Annotated in this window: 18 protein-coding genes and 2 pseudogenes; 5 read left to right on the forward strand and 15 right to left on the reverse strand. The window is 70.6% G+C overall.

The features are described 5' to 3' along the window. Positions 1-20: 20 nt before the first annotated feature. The 6 genes from E3T54_RS03685 to sucC form a co-directional block, all read right to left on the reverse strand. Positions 21-1,100, reverse strand: a complete 1,080-nt coding sequence (locus E3T54_RS03685) for a Glu/Leu/Phe/Val dehydrogenase family protein (protein ID WP_092322270.1) — start codon at positions 1,098-1,100, stop codon at positions 21-23. A gap of 152 nt (positions 1,101-1,252) precedes the next feature. Further along, entirely contained in the window at positions 1,253-2,938 is a 1,686-nt protein-coding gene (purH, locus tag E3T54_RS03690) for a bifunctional phosphoribosylaminoimidazolecarboxamide formyltransferase/IMP cyclohydrolase (protein ID WP_134474619.1), read from the reverse strand. Further along, the gene (purN, locus tag E3T54_RS03695; protein WP_092322273.1) at positions 2,935-3,528 is read right to left on the reverse strand and encodes a phosphoribosylglycinamide formyltransferase; all 594 of its coding nucleotides are present in this window, start codon (positions 3,526-3,528) and stop codon (positions 2,935-2,937) included. Before purN ends, purH begins: the two co-directional genes overlap by 4 nt. Positions 3,529-3,537: 9 nt before the next feature. Continuing rightward, positions 3,538-4,761: a DUF6350 family protein gene (locus tag E3T54_RS03700; RefSeq protein WP_134474620.1), complete on the reverse strand. Its 1,224-nt coding sequence runs from the start codon at positions 4,759-4,761 to the stop codon at positions 3,538-3,540. Positions 4,762-5,006: 245 nt separating this feature from the next. Next, positions 5,007-5,894: a succinate--CoA ligase subunit alpha gene (gene sucD, locus E3T54_RS03705; protein ID WP_092322276.1), complete on the reverse strand. Its 888-nt coding sequence runs from the start codon at positions 5,892-5,894 to the stop codon at positions 5,007-5,009. An 11-nt stretch (positions 5,895-5,905) separates the two neighbouring features. After that, positions 5,906-7,075: an ADP-forming succinate--CoA ligase subunit beta gene (sucC, locus tag E3T54_RS03710; RefSeq protein WP_134474635.1), complete on the reverse strand. Its 1,170-nt coding sequence runs from the start codon at positions 7,073-7,075 to the stop codon at positions 5,906-5,908. 216 nt (positions 7,076-7,291) lie between these two features. Between sucC and E3T54_RS03715 the strand changes: the two are divergent. The 3 genes and pseudogenes from E3T54_RS03715 (at position 7,292) to E3T54_RS03725 (ending at position 9,864) form a co-directional block, all read left to right on the forward strand. Next, positions 7,292-8,001: pseudogene (locus E3T54_RS03715) on the forward strand (VIT family protein). 75 nt (positions 8,002-8,076) lie between these two features. After that, on the forward strand, positions 8,077-8,427 hold the full coding sequence (locus E3T54_RS03720; RefSeq protein ID WP_134474621.1) for a DUF3054 domain-containing protein: 351 nt from the start codon (positions 8,077-8,079) through the stop codon (positions 8,425-8,427). 118 nt (positions 8,428-8,545) lie between these two features. Further along, positions 8,546-9,864: pseudogene (locus E3T54_RS03725) on the forward strand (MFS transporter). A gap of 13 nt (positions 9,865-9,877) precedes the next feature. Here E3T54_RS03725 and E3T54_RS03730 read toward each other — a convergent pair. From E3T54_RS03730 to E3T54_RS03760, 7 genes are all read right to left on the reverse strand, one after another. After that, on the reverse strand, positions 9,878-10,114 hold the full coding sequence (locus E3T54_RS03730; RefSeq protein ID WP_092322282.1) for a hypothetical protein: 237 nt from the start codon (positions 10,112-10,114) through the stop codon (positions 9,878-9,880). Positions 10,115-10,220: 106 nt separating this feature from the next. Beyond that, positions 10,221-11,012 carry an FAD:protein FMN transferase gene (locus tag E3T54_RS03735; protein ID WP_241977036.1) on the reverse strand — a complete coding sequence of 264 codons (792 nt, stop codon included), beginning with the start codon at positions 11,010-11,012 and terminating at the stop codon, positions 10,221-10,223. After that, on the reverse strand, positions 10,996-11,460 hold the full coding sequence (locus E3T54_RS03740; protein ID WP_134474622.1) for an FMN-binding protein: 465 nt from the start codon (positions 11,458-11,460) through the stop codon (positions 10,996-10,998). The genes E3T54_RS03735 and E3T54_RS03740 overlap by 17 nt, the downstream gene beginning before the upstream one ends. Beyond that, a complete protein-coding gene (locus E3T54_RS03745) occupies positions 11,457-12,869 on the reverse strand; it encodes a ferric reductase-like transmembrane domain-containing protein (protein ID WP_241977037.1) in 1,413 nt (470 codons plus the stop codon). Before E3T54_RS03745 ends, E3T54_RS03740 begins: the two co-directional genes overlap by 4 nt. A gap of 102 nt (positions 12,870-12,971) precedes the next feature. Next, complete coding sequence (locus E3T54_RS03750; protein ID WP_241977038.1) at positions 12,972-14,054, reverse strand: FUSC family protein; 1,083 nt, start codon at positions 14,052-14,054, stop codon at positions 12,972-12,974. 23 nt (positions 14,055-14,077) lie between these two features. Beyond that, complete coding sequence (locus tag E3T54_RS03755) at positions 14,078-16,573, reverse strand: ATP-dependent helicase (RefSeq protein ID WP_134474623.1); 2,496 nt, start codon at positions 16,571-16,573, stop codon at positions 14,078-14,080. Between the two features lie 42 nt (positions 16,574-16,615). Further along, on the reverse strand, positions 16,616-17,620 hold the full coding sequence (locus E3T54_RS03760; RefSeq protein WP_134474624.1) for a glycerophosphodiester phosphodiesterase family protein: 1,005 nt from the start codon (positions 17,618-17,620) through the stop codon (positions 16,616-16,618). A gap of 37 nt (positions 17,621-17,657) precedes the next feature. On the opposite strand from E3T54_RS03760, the gene E3T54_RS03765 reads away from it, so the two are divergent. Then, positions 17,658-18,173, forward strand: coding sequence for a hypothetical protein (locus E3T54_RS03765; protein ID WP_134474625.1), 516 nt, complete (start codon positions 17,658-17,660; stop codon positions 18,171-18,173). A gap of 72 nt (positions 18,174-18,245) precedes the next feature. Then, positions 18,246-19,052 carry a Bax inhibitor-1/YccA family protein gene (locus tag E3T54_RS03770; protein ID WP_092322463.1) on the forward strand — a complete coding sequence of 269 codons (807 nt, stop codon included), beginning with the start codon at positions 18,246-18,248 and terminating at the stop codon, positions 19,050-19,052. Between the two features lie 221 nt (positions 19,053-19,273). Here E3T54_RS03770 and E3T54_RS03775 read toward each other — a convergent pair whose 3' ends face one another. Together E3T54_RS03775 and E3T54_RS03780 are read right to left on the reverse strand one after the other, a co-directional pair. Further along, positions 19,274-19,495 (reverse strand): hypothetical protein, encoded by a 222-nt coding sequence (locus E3T54_RS03775; RefSeq protein ID WP_134474626.1) that lies wholly within the window; start codon positions 19,493-19,495, stop codon positions 19,274-19,276. A 96-nt stretch (positions 19,496-19,591) separates the two neighbouring features. Continuing rightward, positions 19,592-19,768 (reverse strand): 2TM domain-containing protein, encoded by a 177-nt coding sequence (locus E3T54_RS03780; RefSeq protein ID WP_134474627.1) that lies wholly within the window; start codon positions 19,766-19,768, stop codon positions 19,592-19,594. Between the last annotated feature and the right edge of the window lie 371 nt (positions 19,769-20,139).

A 20,139-nucleotide genomic window follows, 5' to 3' on the forward strand; every position in this document is an offset into this window, starting at 1 on the left:
ATCGCGAGGGTGGTGCGGGGCTATTCGGCGGCGTCGAGGCGGGCGGCGGCGAGGCGCTCGGCTGCCTCCAGCGTCGTGATGCCCTGCGCGCGCGCATCCGTGAAGATGGTCGCGACGGTGTCGCCGATGGCGTCCACCCGGGCGGCGATGGCGTCGAGGTCGGCGCCGGGCTCGCCGGCGTACGCGAGGTAGATCACGCCGCCCGCGTTGACGACGAAGTCGGGGGCCCAGAGGATGCCCCGGGCGTCCAGTTCGGCGGCGCCCTCGGACGACTCGAGCTGGTTGTTGGCGGCGCCGACGACGCCGAGCACATTGAGCTCGCCGATCACCTGCGGAGTGAGGACCCCGCCGAGGCCGCAGGGCACGAACAGGTCGGCCTGCACGCGGTGCGCTCCGGCCACGGGCACCCAGTCGGCGCCGAGTTCCTCGGCCAGCTCGCGCTTGTCGAGGTTGACGTCGGTCACGGTCAGCTGAGCTCCGGCGGCGGCGAGCGCCCGGGCGAGGCGGCCGCCGACCTGGCCCAGGCCGGAGATCACGATGTGGCGTCCGGACACCTCACGGCTGCCGAACAGCGCCTCGAGGGTGGCGACGAGGCTCGCGTAGACGCCGGCGGCGGTCGCGTCGGCCGGTTCGCCCACGCCCCCGCTGGAGGCGGGCAGGCCGCAGACGTTCGGGGTGCGCTCGGCGACGATGGCCATGAGTTCGGCGCTCGTGCCGACATCCTCAGCGGTCATGTAGGCGCCGTTCAGGCTTTCAATGGCGTCGCCGAGGTCGAGCATGGCGTCGCGCTTCTGCTCGTCGGTGAGCACGGTGCCGACCGGCAGGTAGATGACGGACTTGCCGCCGCCGCGGGTGAGGCCCGCGGCCGAGTTCTTGAGCGTCATCGCGGCCGAGAGGCGCAGCGCATCGGCGACGGCTTCGGTCCAGTTCTCGTACTGCCAGACGCGGGCGCCGCCGAGGGCCTGGCCGAGGCGGGTGGAGTGCACGGCGACCGTGATGACGAGCCCGGAGCGGACGCCCGTGGTGATGAGCACGCGTTCGTGCGTGAACGGGATTCCGGCGAGAGCATCCAGCGACAGTGATGGTTGCGAGAGGGTCATGAATGGTTCTTCCTGTGGTGGCCTTGTGGGCGGTGTGTGGCGCCTGATTGTGTCGGGCGGATACCTCAACCCTAAAGCCTTCCCCTCCCCGCGAAACCGCAGTTGTGCGCGCTAAAACCCGCGCATAACGCGCACAACTGCGGTTTCGCGGGCTAGTGGAAGAAGTGGCGCTCGCCGGTGAAGTACATGGTCACGCCGGCCAGGGCCGCGGCGGCGATGACCTCCTCGTCGCGCACCGAGCCGCCGGGCTGCACGACCGCGGTGACCCCGGCGTCCAGCAGCACCTGCAGGCCGTCCGCGAACGGGAAGAACGCGTCGGAGGCCGCGACCGAGCCGGACGCGCGGTCACCGGCGCGCAGCACCGCGAGGTGGCACGAGTCGACCCGGTTGACCTGGCCCATGCCAACGCCGACGGATGCCCCGCCGCGCGCCAGCAGGATGGCGTTCGACTTCACGGAGCGGCAGGCCTTCCACGCGAACTCGAGGTCGGCGCGAGTGGCCTCGTCGGCTTCCGGGCCCGCCACGAGCGTCCAGCCGGCCGAGCTGAACTCCTCGAATGTGTCGGACTCCTGCACCAGCAGGCCGCCGGAGATCTGGCGCAGCTCGAGTGAGGAGCGGCGGTAGTCGGCCGGCAATTCCAGGAGGCGGATGTTCTTCTTGGCGCGGAGGAGTTCGAATGCGGCCGGCTCGAATCCCGGCGCGACGAGCACCTCGGTGAAGATCTGGCTGACCGTCTCGGCCATGCCGAGGGTGACCGTGCGGTTGGCGGCGATCACGCCGCCGAACGCGGAGACCGGGTCGCAGTCGTGCGCCCGCCGGTGGGCCGACGCGATCGCATCGGGCGCCTTGCCCGCGGCGACGGCGATGCCGCAGGGGTTGGCGTGCTTGATGATCGCGACGGCCGGCTGGTCGAAGTCGAAGGCGGCGCGCACCGCGGCATCCGCGTCGACGTAGTTGTTGTAGGACATCTCCTTGCCGTGCAGCTGCACGGCCTGCGCGATTCCCTGCCCGCCCTCGCCGGCGTAGAGCGCGGCGGACTGGTGGGCGTTCTCGCCGTAGCGCAGCACGGCGCTGCGGGTGGCCTCGATGACCAGGGCGTCCGGGAAGAACGGGATGTCGATGTCCTCGACGGCGCCGGTCACGGCGTCGAATGCTTCGAGGATGCCTTCGGCGAGCGTCTCGGTATCGTCGGCCCACTGGTCGTACACGTTCTCGGTGAACCAGGCCGACACCGACAGGTCGTAGCCGGCGGTGTGCTCGAAGGCGAGCGAGGCGAGCTTCTGGCGCTGGCGCAGCGTCGTGCCGCCGGTCCCGACCGCGGCGATGATCTCGGGGTAGTCCTCCGGGTCGACCACGATCGCGACGTTCGCGTGGTTCTTCGCCGAGGCGCGCACGAGGGCGGGGCCGCCGATGTCGATCTGCTCGATCACGTCGGCCGGGGCAGCGCCGGACTGCACGGTCTCGACGAACGGGTACAGGTTTACCACGACGAGCTCGAAGGCGGCGATGCTCAGGTCCTTGAGCTGGTCCTCATGCGCCTCGAGGCGCAGGTCGGCCAGGATGCCGGCGTGAACGGCGGGGTGCAGCGTCTTCACCCGGCCGTCGAGGGATTCCGGGAAGCCGGTGACCGTGGAGACATCCGTCACCTCGTGGCCGGCCGCGCGAATGGTGGCCGCCGTCGACCCGGTCGAGACGATTTCGACTCCCGCGGCGACGAGCGCGTCGGCGAGGTCGATCAGGCCGGCCTTGTCGCTGACCGAGATGAGGGCGCGCCGCACGGGGATGACGTCCCGGTCGCGGTAGAGGCTCGCTGCGGTGCTCTGTGTGTGGCCGCTCATGTGTGGGAAAGCTCCTTGAGGTTGACGTGTCCGTTGGCGATGTCGAGCACTGCCTGCACCAGCAGGCGACGCTCGACGGTCTTGATGCGTTCGTGCAGGGTGGTCTCGGTGTCGCCCGCCAGGACGGGCACCCGTTCCTGCGCGATGATCGGTCCCTCGTCGACGCCGTTGTCGACGACGATGAGGCTGGCCCCGGTCTGGCCGGCCCCCGCGGCCAGGGCGTCCCGGACGCCGTGGGCGCCGGGGAACTCGGGCAGGTAGGCCGGATGCGTGTTGACCAGGTTCGGGGAGAGCGCGGCGACGACGCGCGGCGGCAGCAGGCGCATCAGGCCGCTGAGCACGACGAGGTCCGGCTGCCACTGCTGGATCTGCGCGAGGAGTTCGTCTCCCCAGGCCTCCCGGTCGGCGTGCGAGGAATACGGGACGGTGAAGGTGGGCACGCCGAACTCTTCGCCGAGGGCGAGTCCGTCGGCGTCGCGGTCGGCGCCGATCGCGACGACCCGCGCGGGAAACTCGGCGTCCTCGGACGCCTCGAGCAGGGCGCGGAGGTTGGATCCCCCGCCGGAGATCAAAACGACCAGTGACAGCACCCTTCGAGCTTACCGTTTCGCGAAGGAGCGCCCTTCGGCCCGTACGATCGCCGGGCGCCCACCGACCAGCATGCCGAGGCCGGCGGCCAGGCCGACCTCCACAGCGGCGAGGGCGCCGACCAGGAACGGGTCGGGTCCGACCATCGACAGTCGGCCGGGGCCGATCGCACCGGCCGACCACCAGGCGAGCAGCCCGAGCATGATGCCGGCCACGAGCCCCATCGACAGTCCGGTGACCAGGCGCTCCGCTGCACCCGGCAGCGGGGCATCCGTCCCCTCGGATCTGCGGCGGGTCATCCGTGCGGCGCCGAAGCCGATCAGCACGGGCACGACCAGACCGACGAACCCGAGTTCGAGGGTGCCGTGCGGCAGCGCGCCGAGGATCGGGAGCCCGGGGACCGCGCCGAGGGCGGTCCCGACCGGCGACAGGCTTGTGCCGACGCCGACGGCGATGCCCGGGCCGACGAACCAGGCCGCGGCCCAGATGACGAGGTTCGGGATGAGCGCGAGCTGCGCCAGGGTGAGAATGATGCCGCCCAGGACCCCGGACTGCAGGGTTTCGTACAGGCCGATGATGGTCGCGTAGTTGATCAGGGTGAGCACGGCGACGGCGACTGCGGAGACCCCGATCACGCCGACGGCCGCCGCGCTCCCTCCGCGGAGCGCCCCCGCGACGACCGCGCGGGCCGTCTTCGGCAGGTCCGCGAACCGCTCACGGATCCCGCGGGCGCCGGAGCCCAGCTCCGAGCCCACCAGCACGCCGGACGCGTAGACCAGGGTCGGCAGGATCATCCCCTGCGGCACGGAGGGACGCACGAGCTCGGTGCCCGCCGAGAGGGTGACCAGGGTGGCGAGCAGGCCGTAGGCGGAGATCGCGGAGAGCACACCGACCCAGCGGTGCGGGGTCGCGGCGGCGCGGCGGCCCGTTCGCACCCCGAGCACGACGGCCGGCAGGGCGACGCCGAGGAAGGCGATGGTGACCGGGAACGGCTCGAGGGCGGCCGGCATCCCGAGCGCGGAGACGACGGCGGGGCCGAGCTGCACGTGGAGGTCCACCCCGTTGCCGAGCAACCACGCGTCGGCGGCGGCCCGCCAGAAGACGATCCAGTCGAGGCCCCGGTCCACCTGCGTCGCCCAGAGCACGGTCAGGGGCACGAGCGCGATGCCGATGCCCATGGCTACGACAATGAGCGCCTCGAGCGCGGCGAGCAGGGCTGTCGTTAAGCGGTTCATCGGCCTCTGAGCCTACCCGCCGATCCGGCCGCACCGGGCACGCGCGACCGGTGCGTGCGAATTCGACGGAGATTCTACTTGCGGTACGGCTCCTTGATCATCGCGACGATCGCCGCGACGCCGAGAGCGGCGCCGACGAGGACGAATCCGGTGAGAAAGAGGGTGAGAAAAGTCTCCATAGGAACCAGTATGGCGCACGCGAAAGGGCCCGGCGAGAACGCCGGGCCCATCCGCTGAATGCTTCCTTACAGCGCGGCGAGAACCTCGCGCAGCAGGGTGGCGGTCTCGCTCGGCGTCTTGCCGACCTTGACCCCGGCGGCCTCAAGGGCCTCCTTCTTGCCCTGGGCGGTCCCGGCCCCGTTGGAGACGATGGCGCCGGCGTGGCCCATGGTCTTGCCCTCGGGGGCGGTGAAGCCGGCGACGTAGCCGACGACGGGCTTGGTGACGTGCGCCCGGATGTAGTCCGCCGCCTTCTCCTCGGCGTCGCCGCCGATTTCGCCGATCATGACGATCGCCTTGGTCTCCGGGTCCGCCTCGAACGCCTCGAGGGCGTCGATGTGGGTGGTGCCGATGATGGGGTCGCCGCCGATGCCGATCGCGGTCGAGAAGCCGAGGTCGCGCAGTTCGTACATCATCTGGTAGGTCAGGGTGCCCGACTTGGAGACGAGGCCGATCGGGCCCTTGCCGGTGATGTTCGCCGGCGTGATGCCGACGAGCGCCTCACCGGGGGTGATGATGCCGGGGCAGTTCGGCCCGATGATGCGGGTCTTGTTGCCCTTGGCCTGGGCGTAGGCCCAGAACTCGGCGGAGTCCTGCACCGGGACACCCTCGGTGATGATGACGAGCAGCGGGATGCCCGCGTCGATCGCTTCGATCACGGCGTCCTTGGTGAAGGCGGGCGGGACGAACGCGATGGAGACATCCGCGCCGGTCTTTTCCATCGCCTCGGCGACCGTGCCGAACACGGGCAGCTCAACGTCGCCGTGCACCACGGTGGTGCCGGCCTTGCGGGCGTTCACTCCGCCGACGACCTGGGTGCCGGCCTTGAGCATGAGGGCGGTGTGCTTGGTGCCCTCGCCGCCGGTGATGCCCTGGACGATGACCCTGGAGTCCTTGTTGAGGAAGATTGACATTCTCGGAATCCTTACTTCGCGGCGTGGGCGAGTTCGGCGGCCTTGGCGGCGCCCTCGTCCATCGTTGCGGCCAGTGTGACGAGCGGGTGGTTGGCCTCGGCCAGGATGCGGCGGCCCTCGTCGACGTTGTTGCCGTCGAGGCGCACGACGAGCGGCTTGTTCGCAGACGTGCCGAGTTCGGCGAGCGCGCCCACGATGCCCTTGGCGACGGCGTCGCAGGCGGTGATGCCGCCGAAGACGTTGACGAAGACCGACTTGACCTGCGGGTCGCCGAGGATGACGTCGAGGCCGGCAGCCATGACCTCTGCGGATGCTCCGCCCCCGATATCGAGGAAGTTGGCCGGCTTCACTCCGCCGTGGTTCTCACCCGCGTACGCGACGACGTCGAGGGTGCTCATGACGAGCCCCGCGCCGTTGCCGATGATGCCGACCTCGCCGTCGAGCTTGACGTAGTTGAGGTCGTTCTCCTTGGCCTTCGCCTCGAGCGGGTCGGCCGCCGCGGCGTCTTCGAGGAACGCGTGCTTCGGGTGGCGGAAGCCGGCGTTCTCGTCGAGCGTGACCTTGCCGTCGAGGGCGATGATGTCGCCTTCTTCGGTGAGCACGAGCGGGTTGACCTCGACCAGGGTCGCGTCTTCGCCCGTGAACACGCTGTAGAGCTGCACGAAGATCGGTGCGACCTTGTCAACGAGCTCGGCCGGGAACTTCGCGTCGATCGCGATCTCCCGGGCCTTGGCCAGGTCGATTCCGGCGAGCGGGTCGATCGACACGTAGGCGAGCGCCTCCGGCTTTTCGACCGCCAGGACCTCGATCTCCACGCCGCCTTCGTAGCTGGCGAGCGAGAGGTACGAGCGGTTCGCCCGGTCGAGCAGCACGGAGAAGTAGAATTCCTGCGCGATGCGCGCGCCACCGGCGACCATGACCCGGTTGACGGTGTGGCCCTTGATGTCGAGGCCGAGGATGGCGCGGCCAGCTGCTTCCGCGTCATCCGGGGTCTTCGCGACCTTGACGCCGCCGGCCTTGCCTCGGCCGCCGACCTTGACCTGCGCCTTGACGACGACGACGCCGCCCAGCTTCTCGGCGGCCACGCGCACCTCTTCGGGTGTGTCCGCGACGATTCCCGGAAGCACCGGCACTCCATACTGCTCAAACAGGTCTCTTGCCTGGTATTCGTAAAGATCCACGCTGCTCTTCCAATCCGCGTCATAGCGTTCGTGCATGGTGAGGGGTGTCGGGCGACGCGGTCGATGTCGGATTTAGCTTGACATCAAGACATACGGCCCGGTCAAACTCTACAGTCCGGGCCAAACAGTCGCTAATCGCCGCCGTCGGCAGGCGGCCTGGCCGGGGCATACCGCGCGTCGCTGGCGCGGGCATCCCCGGGGTGATTTGCTGTACCCATGACTGAGCAGGCACATGGCGTAGACCCGCACACGGCCGGACACGCGTCCCGGCTCAACTGGCTCCGGGCCGGGGTGCTGGCGCCAACGACGGCATCGTGTCCGTCGCCGCGCTGGTCGTGGGTGTCGCCGCCGCGACGACGGATTCCGCTGCGATCCTGATCGCGGGCGTCGCGGCCCTGCTCGCCGGCGCCATCTCGATGGCCCTGGGCGAGTACGTGTCGGTGAGCAGCCAGCGGGACACCGAACGGGCGCTGATCGCCAAGGAGCGCTACGAACTCGAATACATGCCCGAACAGGAGCTCGCTGAACTCGCCGGGCTGTACGAGGCGAAGGGGCTGAGCCCCGAGACGGCCAGGCAGGTGGCGGTCGAGCTGACCGAGCACGACGCACTCGGCGCCCACCTCGAGGTGGAACTCCACATCGGCACCGAGGAACTGTCCAACCCGTGGGTCGCCGCGTTCGCCTCGGCGCTCGCCTTCACCGTCGGCGCCATCCTGCCGCTCCTGTCGGCGCTCCTCCCGCCGCCCGAGTGGCGCGTGCCGGCCACGTTCGTCTCCGTCGCCATCGCCCTGGTCATCACCGGCTGGCTCAGCGCCCACCTCGGCGGAAGTCCGAAGGGCCGCGCCATCGGCCGGATCGTGTTCGGAGGCAGCCTCGCCCTCGTTGTCACCTACGCGATCGGCGCCCTGATCGGCACCGCCGTCTAACCGCGAAACCGCAGTTGTGCGCGTTATACGTGCCGGATAACGCGCACAACTGCGGTTTCGCGGGAGGATGGAGGGATGATATTCGCCGCGGCCATCGACGTCGCCCTCGTGCTCGCGTTCGTGCTGATCGGGCGAGCCAGCCACGGCGAGGATCTCCTCGGTGTCCTGAACACGCTCTGGCCGTTCCTCGGCGGGCTTTTCGCCGGCTGGCTGGTCATGCGGGCGTGGCGCAGCCCGCGGCGGATCGTCTGGACCGGCATCGGAATCTGGCTGGGCACCGCCGCGGGCGGACTGGCGCTGCGCCTGGTGGGCGGGCAGGGCGTGCAGCCCGGCTTCGCGATCGTGACCGTGCTTGTCCTCGGCGTGTTCCTGCTCGGCTGGCGCGGCATCGCGCTGCTGGTTCGCCGCGTCCGGTCGCCCCGCTGAACCCGCCGCGGCCCGGCCGGATTCGCCGGAGTGCGGCCCGGCCCGGCGGTTGCGGCCCTGCGCGGCGGCACGGAATCATGGACAGGTCGCACTTGCGGCCGGAAGGACCACGCTCGCCATGAGGGATGACGCCGCCACGGGCACGCCTCCGCGCCGTCGGCCCGGGCTGCCCCGGGCCGCGCGGCCCTTCCCGGAGGGGCAGTACCGCATCCTGATCGGCGCGATGACGCTGTCGCTGTTCGGTGCCGGCATGTGGCTGGTCGCCGTGGTCTGGCAGGTGATCGAGCTCGGCGGAGGCCCGATCGAGCTCTCGGTGGTCGCCACCGGCTCGGCAGCCGGTCTGCTCGCGGCCGTCCTGATCGGCGGGGTCGCCGCCGACCGCATCCCCCAGCGCCGGATCATGGTCACGGTCGAGGCCACCAAGACCGTGGTCATCGCGGTCGCCGCCGTTCTGGCGTTCACGGGGTCCGTCGACGTCTGGAACCTGGCCGTCATTTCCTTCGCGCTGGGCGTGGCCGACGGATTCTTCTACCCGGCCTATTCGGCGCTGCTGCCCTCGATCCTCCCGGCCGGGGAACTCCTCGCCGCGAACGGCGTCGAGGGGGTGCTGCGGCCGATGGTCATGCAGGCGGCCGGCCCCGCCGTCGCCAGCGCCGCCATCGCGGCCTCCTCGCCGGGCTTCGCCTCGCGCTGATTGCCGGCGCCCAGCTGCTGGCCGCCGTCGCCCTCGCGTTCCTGCGCCCCACGGCCCTGCGCCGTGAGCCGCCCGCCCCGGACGCGCCCCGGCAGCATCCGTTTCTGGCGGTGCTCGTGGATGTGCGCGCGGGCTTCGCCTACATGATCAGGACTCCGTGGCTGCTCGGCACGCTCTCCTATTTCACCCTGCTGGTGCTCGTGCTGATGGGGCCGATCGAGGTGCTGCTGCCGTTCGCAGTGAAGGACCAGGCCGGCGGCGGACCGGGCGGCTTCGCCCTGGCCCTGGCCGCCTTCGGGATCGGCGGGGCGGCCGGATCGGTGGTCGTCGCCTCGCGCCGGCTGCCGCGCCGCTACCTGACCGTGATGAACGCACTCTGGGGGCTCGGCTGCGTGCCCCTGGCGGTCATCGGGCTGACAACCGAGCTGTGGGTCATGATCGTCGCGCTCTTCCTGGTCGGGTTCGCCTTCCAGGCGGGAACCGTGATCTGGGGCACCCTGCTGCAGCGGAGGGTCCCCCCGGCGATGCTCGGCCGGGTATCGAGCCTGGATTTCTTCGTCTCTCTGGCCTTCATGCCGGTTTCGATGGCGCTCGCGGGGCCGGTCGGCGAGGCCATCGGCCTCGCACCGGCCTTCCTGGTCGCCGGACTCGTGCCGCCGGTCCTCGCGCTGAGTGCGATCGTCATCTTCCGGATGTCCCGAGACGAGTTGGAGCATCCGCTCGACCCGGGCGACGAGCCCTGAAGCGCCTGCCCGGTCAGTCCTGCTCTTCGCCCTGGTCGCGATCCTCGTCGCGATCCTCGCGATCCTCGCGATCCAGATCGACCGGGCGCTCGTCGGCGTCGGTCGCCCACTCGTCGTTCTCGTCCTCGCCGCCCGCGAGGTCCTCGTCGAGGGTCAGGTTGGTGTCGTCGACCTCACGGTTCTCGTCGACCCCCTCGCTGCCGAGGCCGGGCCGCCTGGGCCACAGCGCGTCCGGGTCGCTTGCCATCATCACAACTCCTCACGTGCTCCCGGCGGAGGGGAAGGCTCCCCCGCGCGAGCCACGGTACGCCCGTCCCCAGGCCCGGGCAAGGCGCTTCCGGCGCGCCGCGGGCTGGTCAGGAGGCGGGGCGGCGGAGCCCGGGCGTGGCGAGCAGGCGGCCGTCCCGGAGCACAGCCAGCACCTCGATCGACCAGCGGTCGGTGCTCTCGTCCAGCGTCTTCTCGCCGCCGGCGACGATCGCCGTGGCGATCACGTCCGCCGTGACGATGTCGCCCGCGAACACGCTGACCTGCCGGTAGGGCGAGGGCGCACCGGGCAGCGCCGTCCAGATGTGCTCCCCGCGTTCGGCGCTGCCCGAGGTCGCGACCGCGCGCATCCGCCCGGTCTGCGGCACGCCGGCCAGCACGGCGCCTCGGTGCAGCGGGTCCACGATCCCGCTCATCCAGTCCGAGCCCGGCGTCGGGCGCCCGCCGACCAGGATGTCCCCGCCCCCGTTGATGCTCCAGCCGGCCAGGCCGAGACCGGCGAGCACCCCACCGGCCTCGTGTATCGCCAGCGCCTTGACGATCCCGGAGAGGTCGAGCACGCCGTCGGCCCGGTGCGGGGTGAAGACCCCGTTGGTGCGATCACGCCAGTCCAGGGCCAGCGCATAGCAGTCGCGCAGCTCCCGGCTCGCGTCGGTGAGACGGATGTCGCCCCGGGCGATCCGGCTGAGTTCGGAGTCTGCCCGGTACAGGCTGAACCGCTCGTCCCAGCGTCGGAAGGTGTCCCGGGCCGCGGCGTGGGCCGCCCGGCGCACCGACTCGCCGGCGTCGCCGGCAGGGTCGGCCAGCCGCAGGCTGACGACCGTTCCCATCGACTCGAACGTGAGCGAGGGACGCCCGCCGGGATCAGAAGTTCGCGGCATCGAGGGCGGACTGCAGGGACTGGAGGTACCCCTCGGTCGTGTAGGTCGCGCCACCGATGTTCTGCACCGAGGCCGACTGCGCCGACAGAACCTCCTCGCGGAGCACGGGCGCGGCCCGATTGCTGATCGCCACCGACTTGCCATCGCGGTCGGTCAGCCGCAGCGCGGTGACGTCGGTGATCGCGCCCCCGGCGATGGTCACCGACACCTGCACGGGGCCGAACCGGGTCTGCACGGCGGAGCCGGTGAATGTGCCGGACGGCGCGGCCGCTGCGGCCGGCGCGGCAGCTGCGGGAGCGCCGCCGCGCGAGGCGGCACCCGAGGAGTCGGACGTGCCCGCCGCCGTGCCCGCCGGCGACAGGACGCCGGCCTGGACGCCCAGCTCCCAGCCTGCGGCCAGGACCGCCACGGAGGCCAGAGCGGCGAAGGCCGATGCTCGCTTTCTCACCAGTCGAACCTTTCGTAGTGGATTTGCCGGGTCGGCACGTGAGCCGCCCGGGCGTCGGCCACGACCGCGTCGGTCCAGCGCCTGGGCCCGCAGACGTACACGTCCGCCTCGCCCACGTCCGGCACGAGGGATGCCAGCGTGATGCCGGCGGCCGCGGCATCCACCGGCAGCCAGCTGTCGACGCCGGCCGGCCGGTGCCCGGCGATGACCCGCAGGGTGGCCCCGCGGCGAGCGCACAGCGCGGCCATTTCGTCGGCAAGGTAGAGCTCTCCCGGCGACGGCGCCCGCAGGATGACCGTCGCGCCGCCCGGCTCGAACGACGCGCTCTCTAGCAGCGAGCGGATCGGCGCGACGCCGATGCCCGCGGCCACGAGCACGATCCGGGGCGAGGTCCTGGCCCGTTCCGTGAACAGTCCGTAGGGGCCCTCAAAGCTCACCCGGGTGCCCGTGGGCAGGGTGGGGAGCGCGGCCGAGGCGTCGCCGAGGCCGCGAACGGTGATCCGCAGCGAGTCTCCGCCCGGCGCGGCCGACAGCGAGAAGGGGTGCGCCTGCCACCAGAGGCCGGGCGTCCAGAACCTCCAGATGAAGAACTGGCCCGCGCTCGCGTTCAGCTTGCGGAGTCCGCGCCCGGTGAGGCGAATGGAGACGACGCCGGGGGCGACCCGGTCGACGCCGGCAACAACGAGGCGGTGCCGGATGGAGCGCACCGTCGGGATGATGAAGCGGAACAGCAGGATCGAGCCGGCGACCCCGGCGTAGAGGGCCAGCCAGTAGTAGCGCTGGATCGATCCGTCGCGGAGCAGCCCGCCGACGCTCAGCTGGTGCGGGATCGACACGAGCACCGCTGCGTAGGCGAGCAGGTGCACGGCGTGCCAGGCCTCGTAGCGGAAACGGCGGCGCACCACGACGATCGAGCTGACCACGACGGTGACCAGCAGCGCCAGCCCGACGAAGGCGAGCGGCATGTCGGGAAGCTGGGTGAGCATGGTCCACACCTCCGCCGGGAGGGTGGAGTTGTCGGCGAGCGCGTAGCCGCCGATCAGCAGGGCGCCGTGGCCGAGGAGCAGGTAGAGCGCGGGCTTTCCGAGGGACTGGTGCACGGCCATGGCCCGGTCGTGGCCGAAGGCACGGTCGATCAGGGGCAGACGCGCGGCCAGCAGCAGCATGACCAGCAGAAGGTCGCTGCCGACCAGCCCGCTCAGGATGCCGAGCGACGTGAGCGCGTCGGCCGGCGTCGTGAACCGTACGGCGCCGCCGTCGGCGAGGAAGATCGCGATGACGAGGGCGACCGAGACGACGCTGAGCACCTGCAGCGTGTCGGCCAGGCGCATCCGCCGCTGGTACGCCGGGTGCACTGGCGGCGCGGACGGTGCGCGGGCGGGGCGTCTCCTGGTCGTGTCGATGCTCATGAGAGCCAGCATCATCCCCGAGGCAATCGAACGGCTATCGGGAAGCTGAGAACCGGCTGTGGGCTTCCGATGCGCCCGCCCTGCCGGTCAGGCTGCTGCCGGTCAGGCCGCTGCCGGCCGCTTGTCGCCGCGCCGAGCGGCCGCCGCCCTGGCCACCAGCAGGATCAGGATGGCGATCGTGCCGCCCAGCGCCGTCTCGACGAGCCGGTCCACGAGGAGGGTGGGCACGTCGACCGGGCCGGCCAGGTGCGCGACGGTCAGGGCGAGCGGCGTGATGAACAGCAGCGCGGCACCGTAGTGCCGGCCGACCAGGATCTCCGCGCCGAACTGGCCGATCGCGATGACGACGATCAGCACCTGGACGGGCGGGCCCGGCAGCAGCACCAGCCCGGTGACGACGACGCCGAGCGCGGTCCCGATGATGCGGTGGATCGCCCGCGAGGTGGAGTGCCGCGCGTGCGGCGGCGGGAGCACCGCCACCACGCTGACGACGGCCCAGTAGGGATGCCCGATTCCCACCAGGAGCGCGATCCCGCCGGCGGCGAGCACGCCCACCAGGTTCTGCGCGATCGTGAGCCAGACCTGCCGGTCGCGGTACGCGGCGGAGTGCAGGCGGCCCTCGCGCGGGAGGCGCTTGAACAGGTCGGTCGAGCGGTCACCGGCCAACCGCCGGATCACCCAGCCCGACATGACGAGCAGCCAGGCGAAGGCGGCGGCCGCGGCGGCCAGCAGCATCCGTGGCCACACCTCATCGGCCGGCGTCGGCACCTCGGCGCAGACCAGGTAGGCGAACACGAAGAAGACGGGGGTGCCGGGGAAGAGTCCGACCGTCGACGCGACGAGGATGCCGACGGTGATCACGAGCAGCAGGCCGGCCGCGACCACCGGCACGGGCGCGCCGGCAACGGCCATCATCAGGCCCAGGGCGATGGAGGCCAGCTGGACGAGCGCGGCGGTGCTCACGGTGCGTGCGCGCACCCGGTAGGGCTCGCTCCGGCCGTAGAGCGAGGTCATCGCCCCGAAGGCCGCATAGGGCGCCAGATCGACGCGCCCCAGTGCCACGAGCACGATCAGCGGCACCAGGACCGCCACGGTCGCGCGGAAGGCGACCTCGACATCGAGGGCCCGCAGCGACGTGATCCGTTCGAGCAGGGTTTCCGGCCTCTCGCGCCTCTCGCCGCCCACGCCCTCGCCCTCGCCCCGGGCGACTACAGTTTCTCGATCGGGGCGATCTTGATCAGCAGCTTTTTCGCGCCCGCCGTGTCGAATTGCACGTGCGCGATCCGCTTGGCACCGTCACCGGTGACCTGGTTGACGCGCCCGTCGCCGAAGTCGACGTGACGGATGCGGTCGCCGGCCGCCAGGGTGAGGTCGCCGTTGTCGCGCACTGTCCCGGTGACCCGGTTGGCCCACTCGGTCTTCGGCTTCGGCGCGGGCGGCAGGCCCGGCGGCGTGCCGTCCCGCTTGCCGAATCCGCCCCCGAAACCGTCCCGGCGGGCGTTCAGCGCGCGCGGCTGGGTTCCGCCGCGCGAGTTCGCCATGCCCGGCGACTGCTTCCAGTCGATCAGGTCGACCGGGATCTCCTGCAGGTAGCGGCTCGGCATCGCCACGTTGATGTCGCCGAACTGGGCCCTGGTCATCGCCAAAGACAGGTAGAGCCGCTGGCGGGCGCGGGTGATGCCCACGTAGAACAGCCGGCGTTCCTCGGCCGGTCCGCCCGGTTCGCCGGCGGACATCTGGTGCGGCAGCAGCCCCTCCTCGACCCCGGTGAGGAACACGGCCTCGTATTCGAGGCCCTTCGCGGTGTGCAGCGTCATCAGCGACACGGTCCCGGATGCGTCGTCGAGGTCGTCCGCGGCGGCCACGAGCGACACCTGGGTGAGGAAGTCGACCAGGCCGCTGTCGGGGTTCTCCCGGTTGAAGTCCTTCGTCTGGGCGACGAGTTCCTCGATGTTCTCCGCCCGGGCTTCGTCTTGCGGGTCGCGGCTGTTGCGGAGGCCGGCGAGCAGGGTGCTCCCGTCGAGCAGGAAGGTGAGCAGCTCCGAGACGTTCGCCGGGCCGGCCGGGCTGGCCGGGTCGAGCTTGAGCGCGGCCTCGTCGAGCAGGGTGGACAACGCCAGGATGGCCCCGGTGACCTTCGGGCCGAGCCCCAGCGCGCCGGCGTTCCGCATGGCCTGCCGGAAGGTGATCTGGTTCGCCTCCGCGAAGCTGGCCAGCTGCGTTTCCGTGGCCGGGCCGATGCCGCGCTTGGGGGTGTTCAGGATGCGCCGCAGGGCCAGTTCGTCGACGGGGTTGGCGACCGAGATCAGGTAGGCGAGCGCATCCTTGATCTCGGCGCGTTCGTAGAACTTGGTTCCGCCGACGACCCGGTACGGCACGGCGGCGCGCACGAGGATCTCTTCCAGCGCCCGGGTCTGGGCGTTGGTGCGGTAGAACACGGCCATGTCGCGGTAGGCCATCCCGGCCTGGTGGAGCACCTCGATCTCGTCGGCGACGAACTGGGCCTCGTCGTGGCCGGAGTACGCGGTGTAGCCGACGATCTTCTCGCCGTCGCCGCCCGCGCTCCACAGCTTCTTCTCTTTCCGGTCGAAGTTGTGGCCGATCACGGCGTTGGCTGCCGAGAGGATGTTCTGGGTCGAGCGGTAGTTCTGCTCGAGCAGGATTACCTTCGTGCCGGGGAAGTCGCGTTCGAACTCGCTGATGTTGCGGGTGTCCGCGCCGCGGAAGGCGTAGATCGACTGGTCGGAGTCGCCCACGACGGTGAGCGAGGCACCGGGGATCGCGCCCGTTGCGTCGCGCAGGTTGCGCACGTGCACGCCGTCCGCTTCCATCTCCTCGGCCAGCTCCCGCGAGACCGGCCGGGTGAGCTCGCGGACGAGCGCGTACTGGGCATGGTTGGTGTCCTGGTATTCGTCGACCAGGAGGTGCCGGAACCGTCGCCGGTACAGCGCCGCCACGGCGGGGAAGGCGCGGAACAGGTAGACCGTCTCGCCGATCAGGTCGTCGAAGTCGAGGGCGCTGGCCGCGCGCAGCCGGCTCGTGTACTGCCGGAAGATCTCGACGAACATGACCTCCTGCGGGTCGCTCATGTTCGCGTTGCGGGCGTAGGAGTCGACATCCGCCAGCTCGTTCTTGAGCTTGGAGATTCTCGCGGACACGTTGCCGGGGGTGAAGCCGAGGGTGTCGGCGTCGAGGGACTTGATGATGCGTTTGAGGGTGACCTTGGTGTCGGCGGAGTCGTAGATGCTGAACGTGCTCGTCAGGCCCGCCTTCTCGGCCTCCCGGCGCAGGATGCGCACGCAGGAGGAGTGGAAGGTGGAGATCCACATTCCGTCGGCGCCCTGGCCGAGGATCGCCCTGACCCGGTCCCGCATCTCGGCGGCGGCCTTGTTGGTGAAGGTGATGGCCAGGATCTGGCTGGGCCAGGCCTCCCGGGTCTCGAGCAGGCTGGCGATGCGGCGGGTGAGCACGCTGGTCTTGCCCGAGCCGGCGCCGGCGATGATGAGCAGTGCGGGGCCGCGGTACTCGACGGCCTCGCGCTGCTGGGGGTTGAGCCCGTCGAGCAACGGGCTCCGGTATCCCTCTCCGCCGGCGGCACCCGGGCCGAAGCCGGGCCCGTCCATGATCGGCCCGTCCATGATCACGGGCGTGGCAGTGGGGGCCGTGGTCGCGGGGGCGCTGTCCGGGGCTATGGGGGTCGTCATATCACTGTCAATTCTAGGTGTTGCCTCCGACACGCGGCCGCGTCAGAGCTCGTCCCTGACCATCACGGCGAGGTCGGGGTGGTCCACGAAGACCCCGTCGATCCCCGTGCGCATGATGGTCCGGAATTCCGTCAGCCAGTCGCCGTAGTCGGCCTTCAGCCGGCCCCGCCGGAACGACTTCGCCAGGAACCGGTTCTCGGGCCGCAGGGTCCAGCAGTAGATCTCCAGCCCGGCGGCGTGGGCCTGGTCGACGAGATCGGAGGCGCCGAGGACCCTCCCGGCCTCATCCGTCTCGAGGATGAGCGACTTGTCGACGCTGATGCCGTCGACCCGGCCGCTGAGCCCGTAGAGGCCCGCCCCGGTGAGGTAGTCGGCGTAATGCGGGGCCTTCGCCCCGAGCCGCGCCACCTGGTCGAACGGTTTGCCGCGCGCTTCGATGAGGTACACCCGTTTGCCGTAGATGCCGCGGGCGTAGATCCCGTCGAGCACGCCCTGCTCGAAGCTCTCGATCGTGAGGCGCCCGTCGGCCCCGTTCCAGCCGGCCGCGTTCACCTCCTCGGCGAACAACTCGTCCAGGGGCAGGCCGATCGAGTCGAAGTAGGTGGCGTGCTTGATCTCGGCGACCATCCCGAAGGCCCGCTTCTCATGCTGGGCCGCCCGGTCGATGATCTCGAAAACGTCTCGCAGGCGCAGGATCGGGAACCGGCCGTCGAAGGTGGCGCTGCTCCGGCGGATCTCGGGGATCCGCTCCCGGGCGCGGAGGGTGCTGAGTTCCGGCCAGGTGAAGTCCTCGGTGAACCAGCCGGTGAGTTCCTTACCGTCGATCAGCTTCGTCGCGCGCCGGTCCGCGAACTCGGCGCGGGAGGCGACATCCGTCGTGCCGGAGATCTCGTTTTCGTGCCGCACGACGAGCACGCCGTCGCGGGTGGCCACGATGTCCGGTTCGACCGCGTCCGCGCCGAGCGCGAAGGCCAGTTCGTAGGCGGAACGGGTGTGCTCCGGCCGGTAACCGCTCGCGCCTCGGTGGCCAATGACGATCGGTTTCATTCCCCAAGATTAGCCGCGCGACTGCCAGAATCGACGCGTGACCATCGTGATCGAACCCGCCACGCGCGTGCACCGCCGGGGCGGCTATCGCGGGCGCTACCTGGCCGGCCTGGCCGCGGTGGTGCTGGGCGTCGCCGCCACCAACCTGACGAGCACGTACAGCCTGTTTTTCCTTCTCCTCGGACCGGCGGTGCAGCTGACCGGCTGGCTGGTGCTCCCCGGCGTGCTCTGGCGGCGCCTCGTTGTGATCGTGCCCGGCCTGGTGGCCGGCCTGGTGCTCATCGGCGGGGCCGACTTCGCCGGGGCGTGGGTCGTGCTGCTGGCCGGCTGGCTCCTCGTGCGACACCGCCCGGCGCTGAGCTACCTCGCCGTGCTGCCCCTCGTCGTCACGGTCTTCCTGCTCAAGTTCACGCTGAGCGAGTACAGCCAGAACTGGCTGGGCCTGCTGATCGGCGCGATCGTGACCGTCGGCTGCGCCTGGGCGGCCGCCTGGCTGGCGTCAATTAGGCCCGTACCGGGCATTTCCGAGCGGATGCCCAGCGTGTCTGAATAGAATCAACGTGGAACATCCCCCGGCGCCGACGTGGCGCCGGCCGACACCCGACCGAATGTGAGCCAGGAAACCATGGCAACCTCCAACCCCGCCTTCTCGCGCAACGCCGCCTTCGGCGCGCCCGGTGCGCTGGCCTCGACCAAGGTACTTTCGCCCACCGAACTGCAGGACCTGTACAACGCCCCCGCCGCGGGCGCCCAGGACACCGACCGGATGAGCTACGAAGACACCATCGCGAAGACGACGCTGAGCTTCGCGCTGCTCCTCGTGGCCGCCGCCGCGTCGTGGTTCCTCACGCCGAGCATGATGTTCCTGCCCATCCTCGGTGCGATCGTCGGCCTCGTGCTCGGCCTGGTCAACACGTTCAAGAAGGAGCCGTCCCCGGGACTCATCCTCGCCTACGCGGTCGCCGAGGGCCTCTTCGTCGGCGGCATCTCGGTGATCTTCGAGCAGCTCTACCCGGGCGTCGTCGTGCAGGCCGTGCTGGCCACCCTCGTCGTCGTCGGCGTGACGCTCGCCCTGTTCGCGAACGGCAAGATCCGCGCCTCGAAGAAGGCCACCAAGGTCTTCATGATCGCGATGGTCGGCTACCTGGTGTTCTCGCTGGTCAACTTCGGCCTGGTCGCCTTCGGCGCCCTCGACAGCCCGTTCGGCCTGCGCAGCGCCGAGTTCATGGGCATCCCGCTCGGCCTGATCATCGGCGTCCTCGCCGTGATCATGGCCGCGTACTCCCTGGTGCTCGACTTCGACTTCATCCAGCGGGGCGTGAACAACCGCGCCCCCCGCAAGTTCGGCTGGTCCGGCGCCTTCGGCATCATGGTCACCGTCGTCTGGCTGTACGTGGAGCTGCTGCGCATCTTCGCGATCGCCCGCGACTAGCACCCCCGCAGGACAGACACGGCAGCACGGGCCGCCCCTCGGGGCGGCCCGTGCTGCTTCCCGTCCCGCTGCTTCCCCGCCCGGCATTTCCGCCCGGCATTTCCGCCCGGCATTTCCGCCGAGTTTGCCTGTTGCGGTCGAGTTTGACCGGCGAATCTGGGCAACTCGACCGCAACAGGCAAGCTCGGCACCGCGGCGGCACGGCGGAGAGGCGGAGAGGCTCAGTCGACGGCTTCGACCTGGGTGCGGATGTAGCTCTGCTCCCCGGAGGACAGCCGCACGGCACCCGAATCGGCCGGAGGAGCCGTGCCGGCGAGGGCGTACACGGCCGCCAGCGCGGCCGGGCTGAGCTGCGCATCCAGGTCGGCGAGGATCTCGTGCTTGAAGGTGACGTCCAGCGGAGGCCACCACCGCTCGATCGGGGGAAGGCCGTTGTTGTTCATGTCAGCCTCCTTTCAGGGCGAATGCGTGCGGGACGCAGGGCGTGTAGGCGCGGGGCGCGAGGTGCAGCCGCCTAAGGCAGGGGATCGCCGCGGCGCTCAGCGCCCGCCGCGCAGTTCTCGATCGATGTCGGATTCGGTGATCGGCCGACGGTAGAGGGCGTTCCAGGCGTCGAGCCGCAGCGCTACGCCCCAGCCGGCGAGCACCCAGCCGGGCCAGAAGTAGCCCCTCCCGGTGACCGCCCAGACCCCGACCAGGAACGCGTTGACCACCACGTAAGGACGATGTCGCCGACGAGCTTGCGTTTTCTCTCCAGCCGCCGCCGGGCATCCGCGCGTTCGGGCGGCGGGGCACCGAAGTCGTCGGGCGGAAGGGGCCGTCCCGGTTCGGGATTCATCGACATGGAGCCACCTCCTGCAACCGACACGGCGCGTGTCATCTCCTCCGAAAGATACCCGCCCCGCGCCCCATCCACCATGCCCCGCTCACCACGCCCACAACACCCGCCGAACTGTGAGTTTGGCACCTTCGTTGGGCGGCAAAGTCAAGCGGTCTAGGCAACGCGGGTGGTTTCAGCTGCCTTGAGCAGCTGGTTCAGCCGGGTGGCTGGGGTGTCGAGGTCGAGGGTCGGTCGGGGACGCCGGTT

It is taken from the genome of Cryobacterium sp. Sr8 (assembly GCF_004403225.1).
Classification (GTDB): domain Bacteria; phylum Actinomycetota; class Actinomycetes; order Actinomycetales; family Microbacteriaceae; genus Cryobacterium; species Cryobacterium psychrotolerans.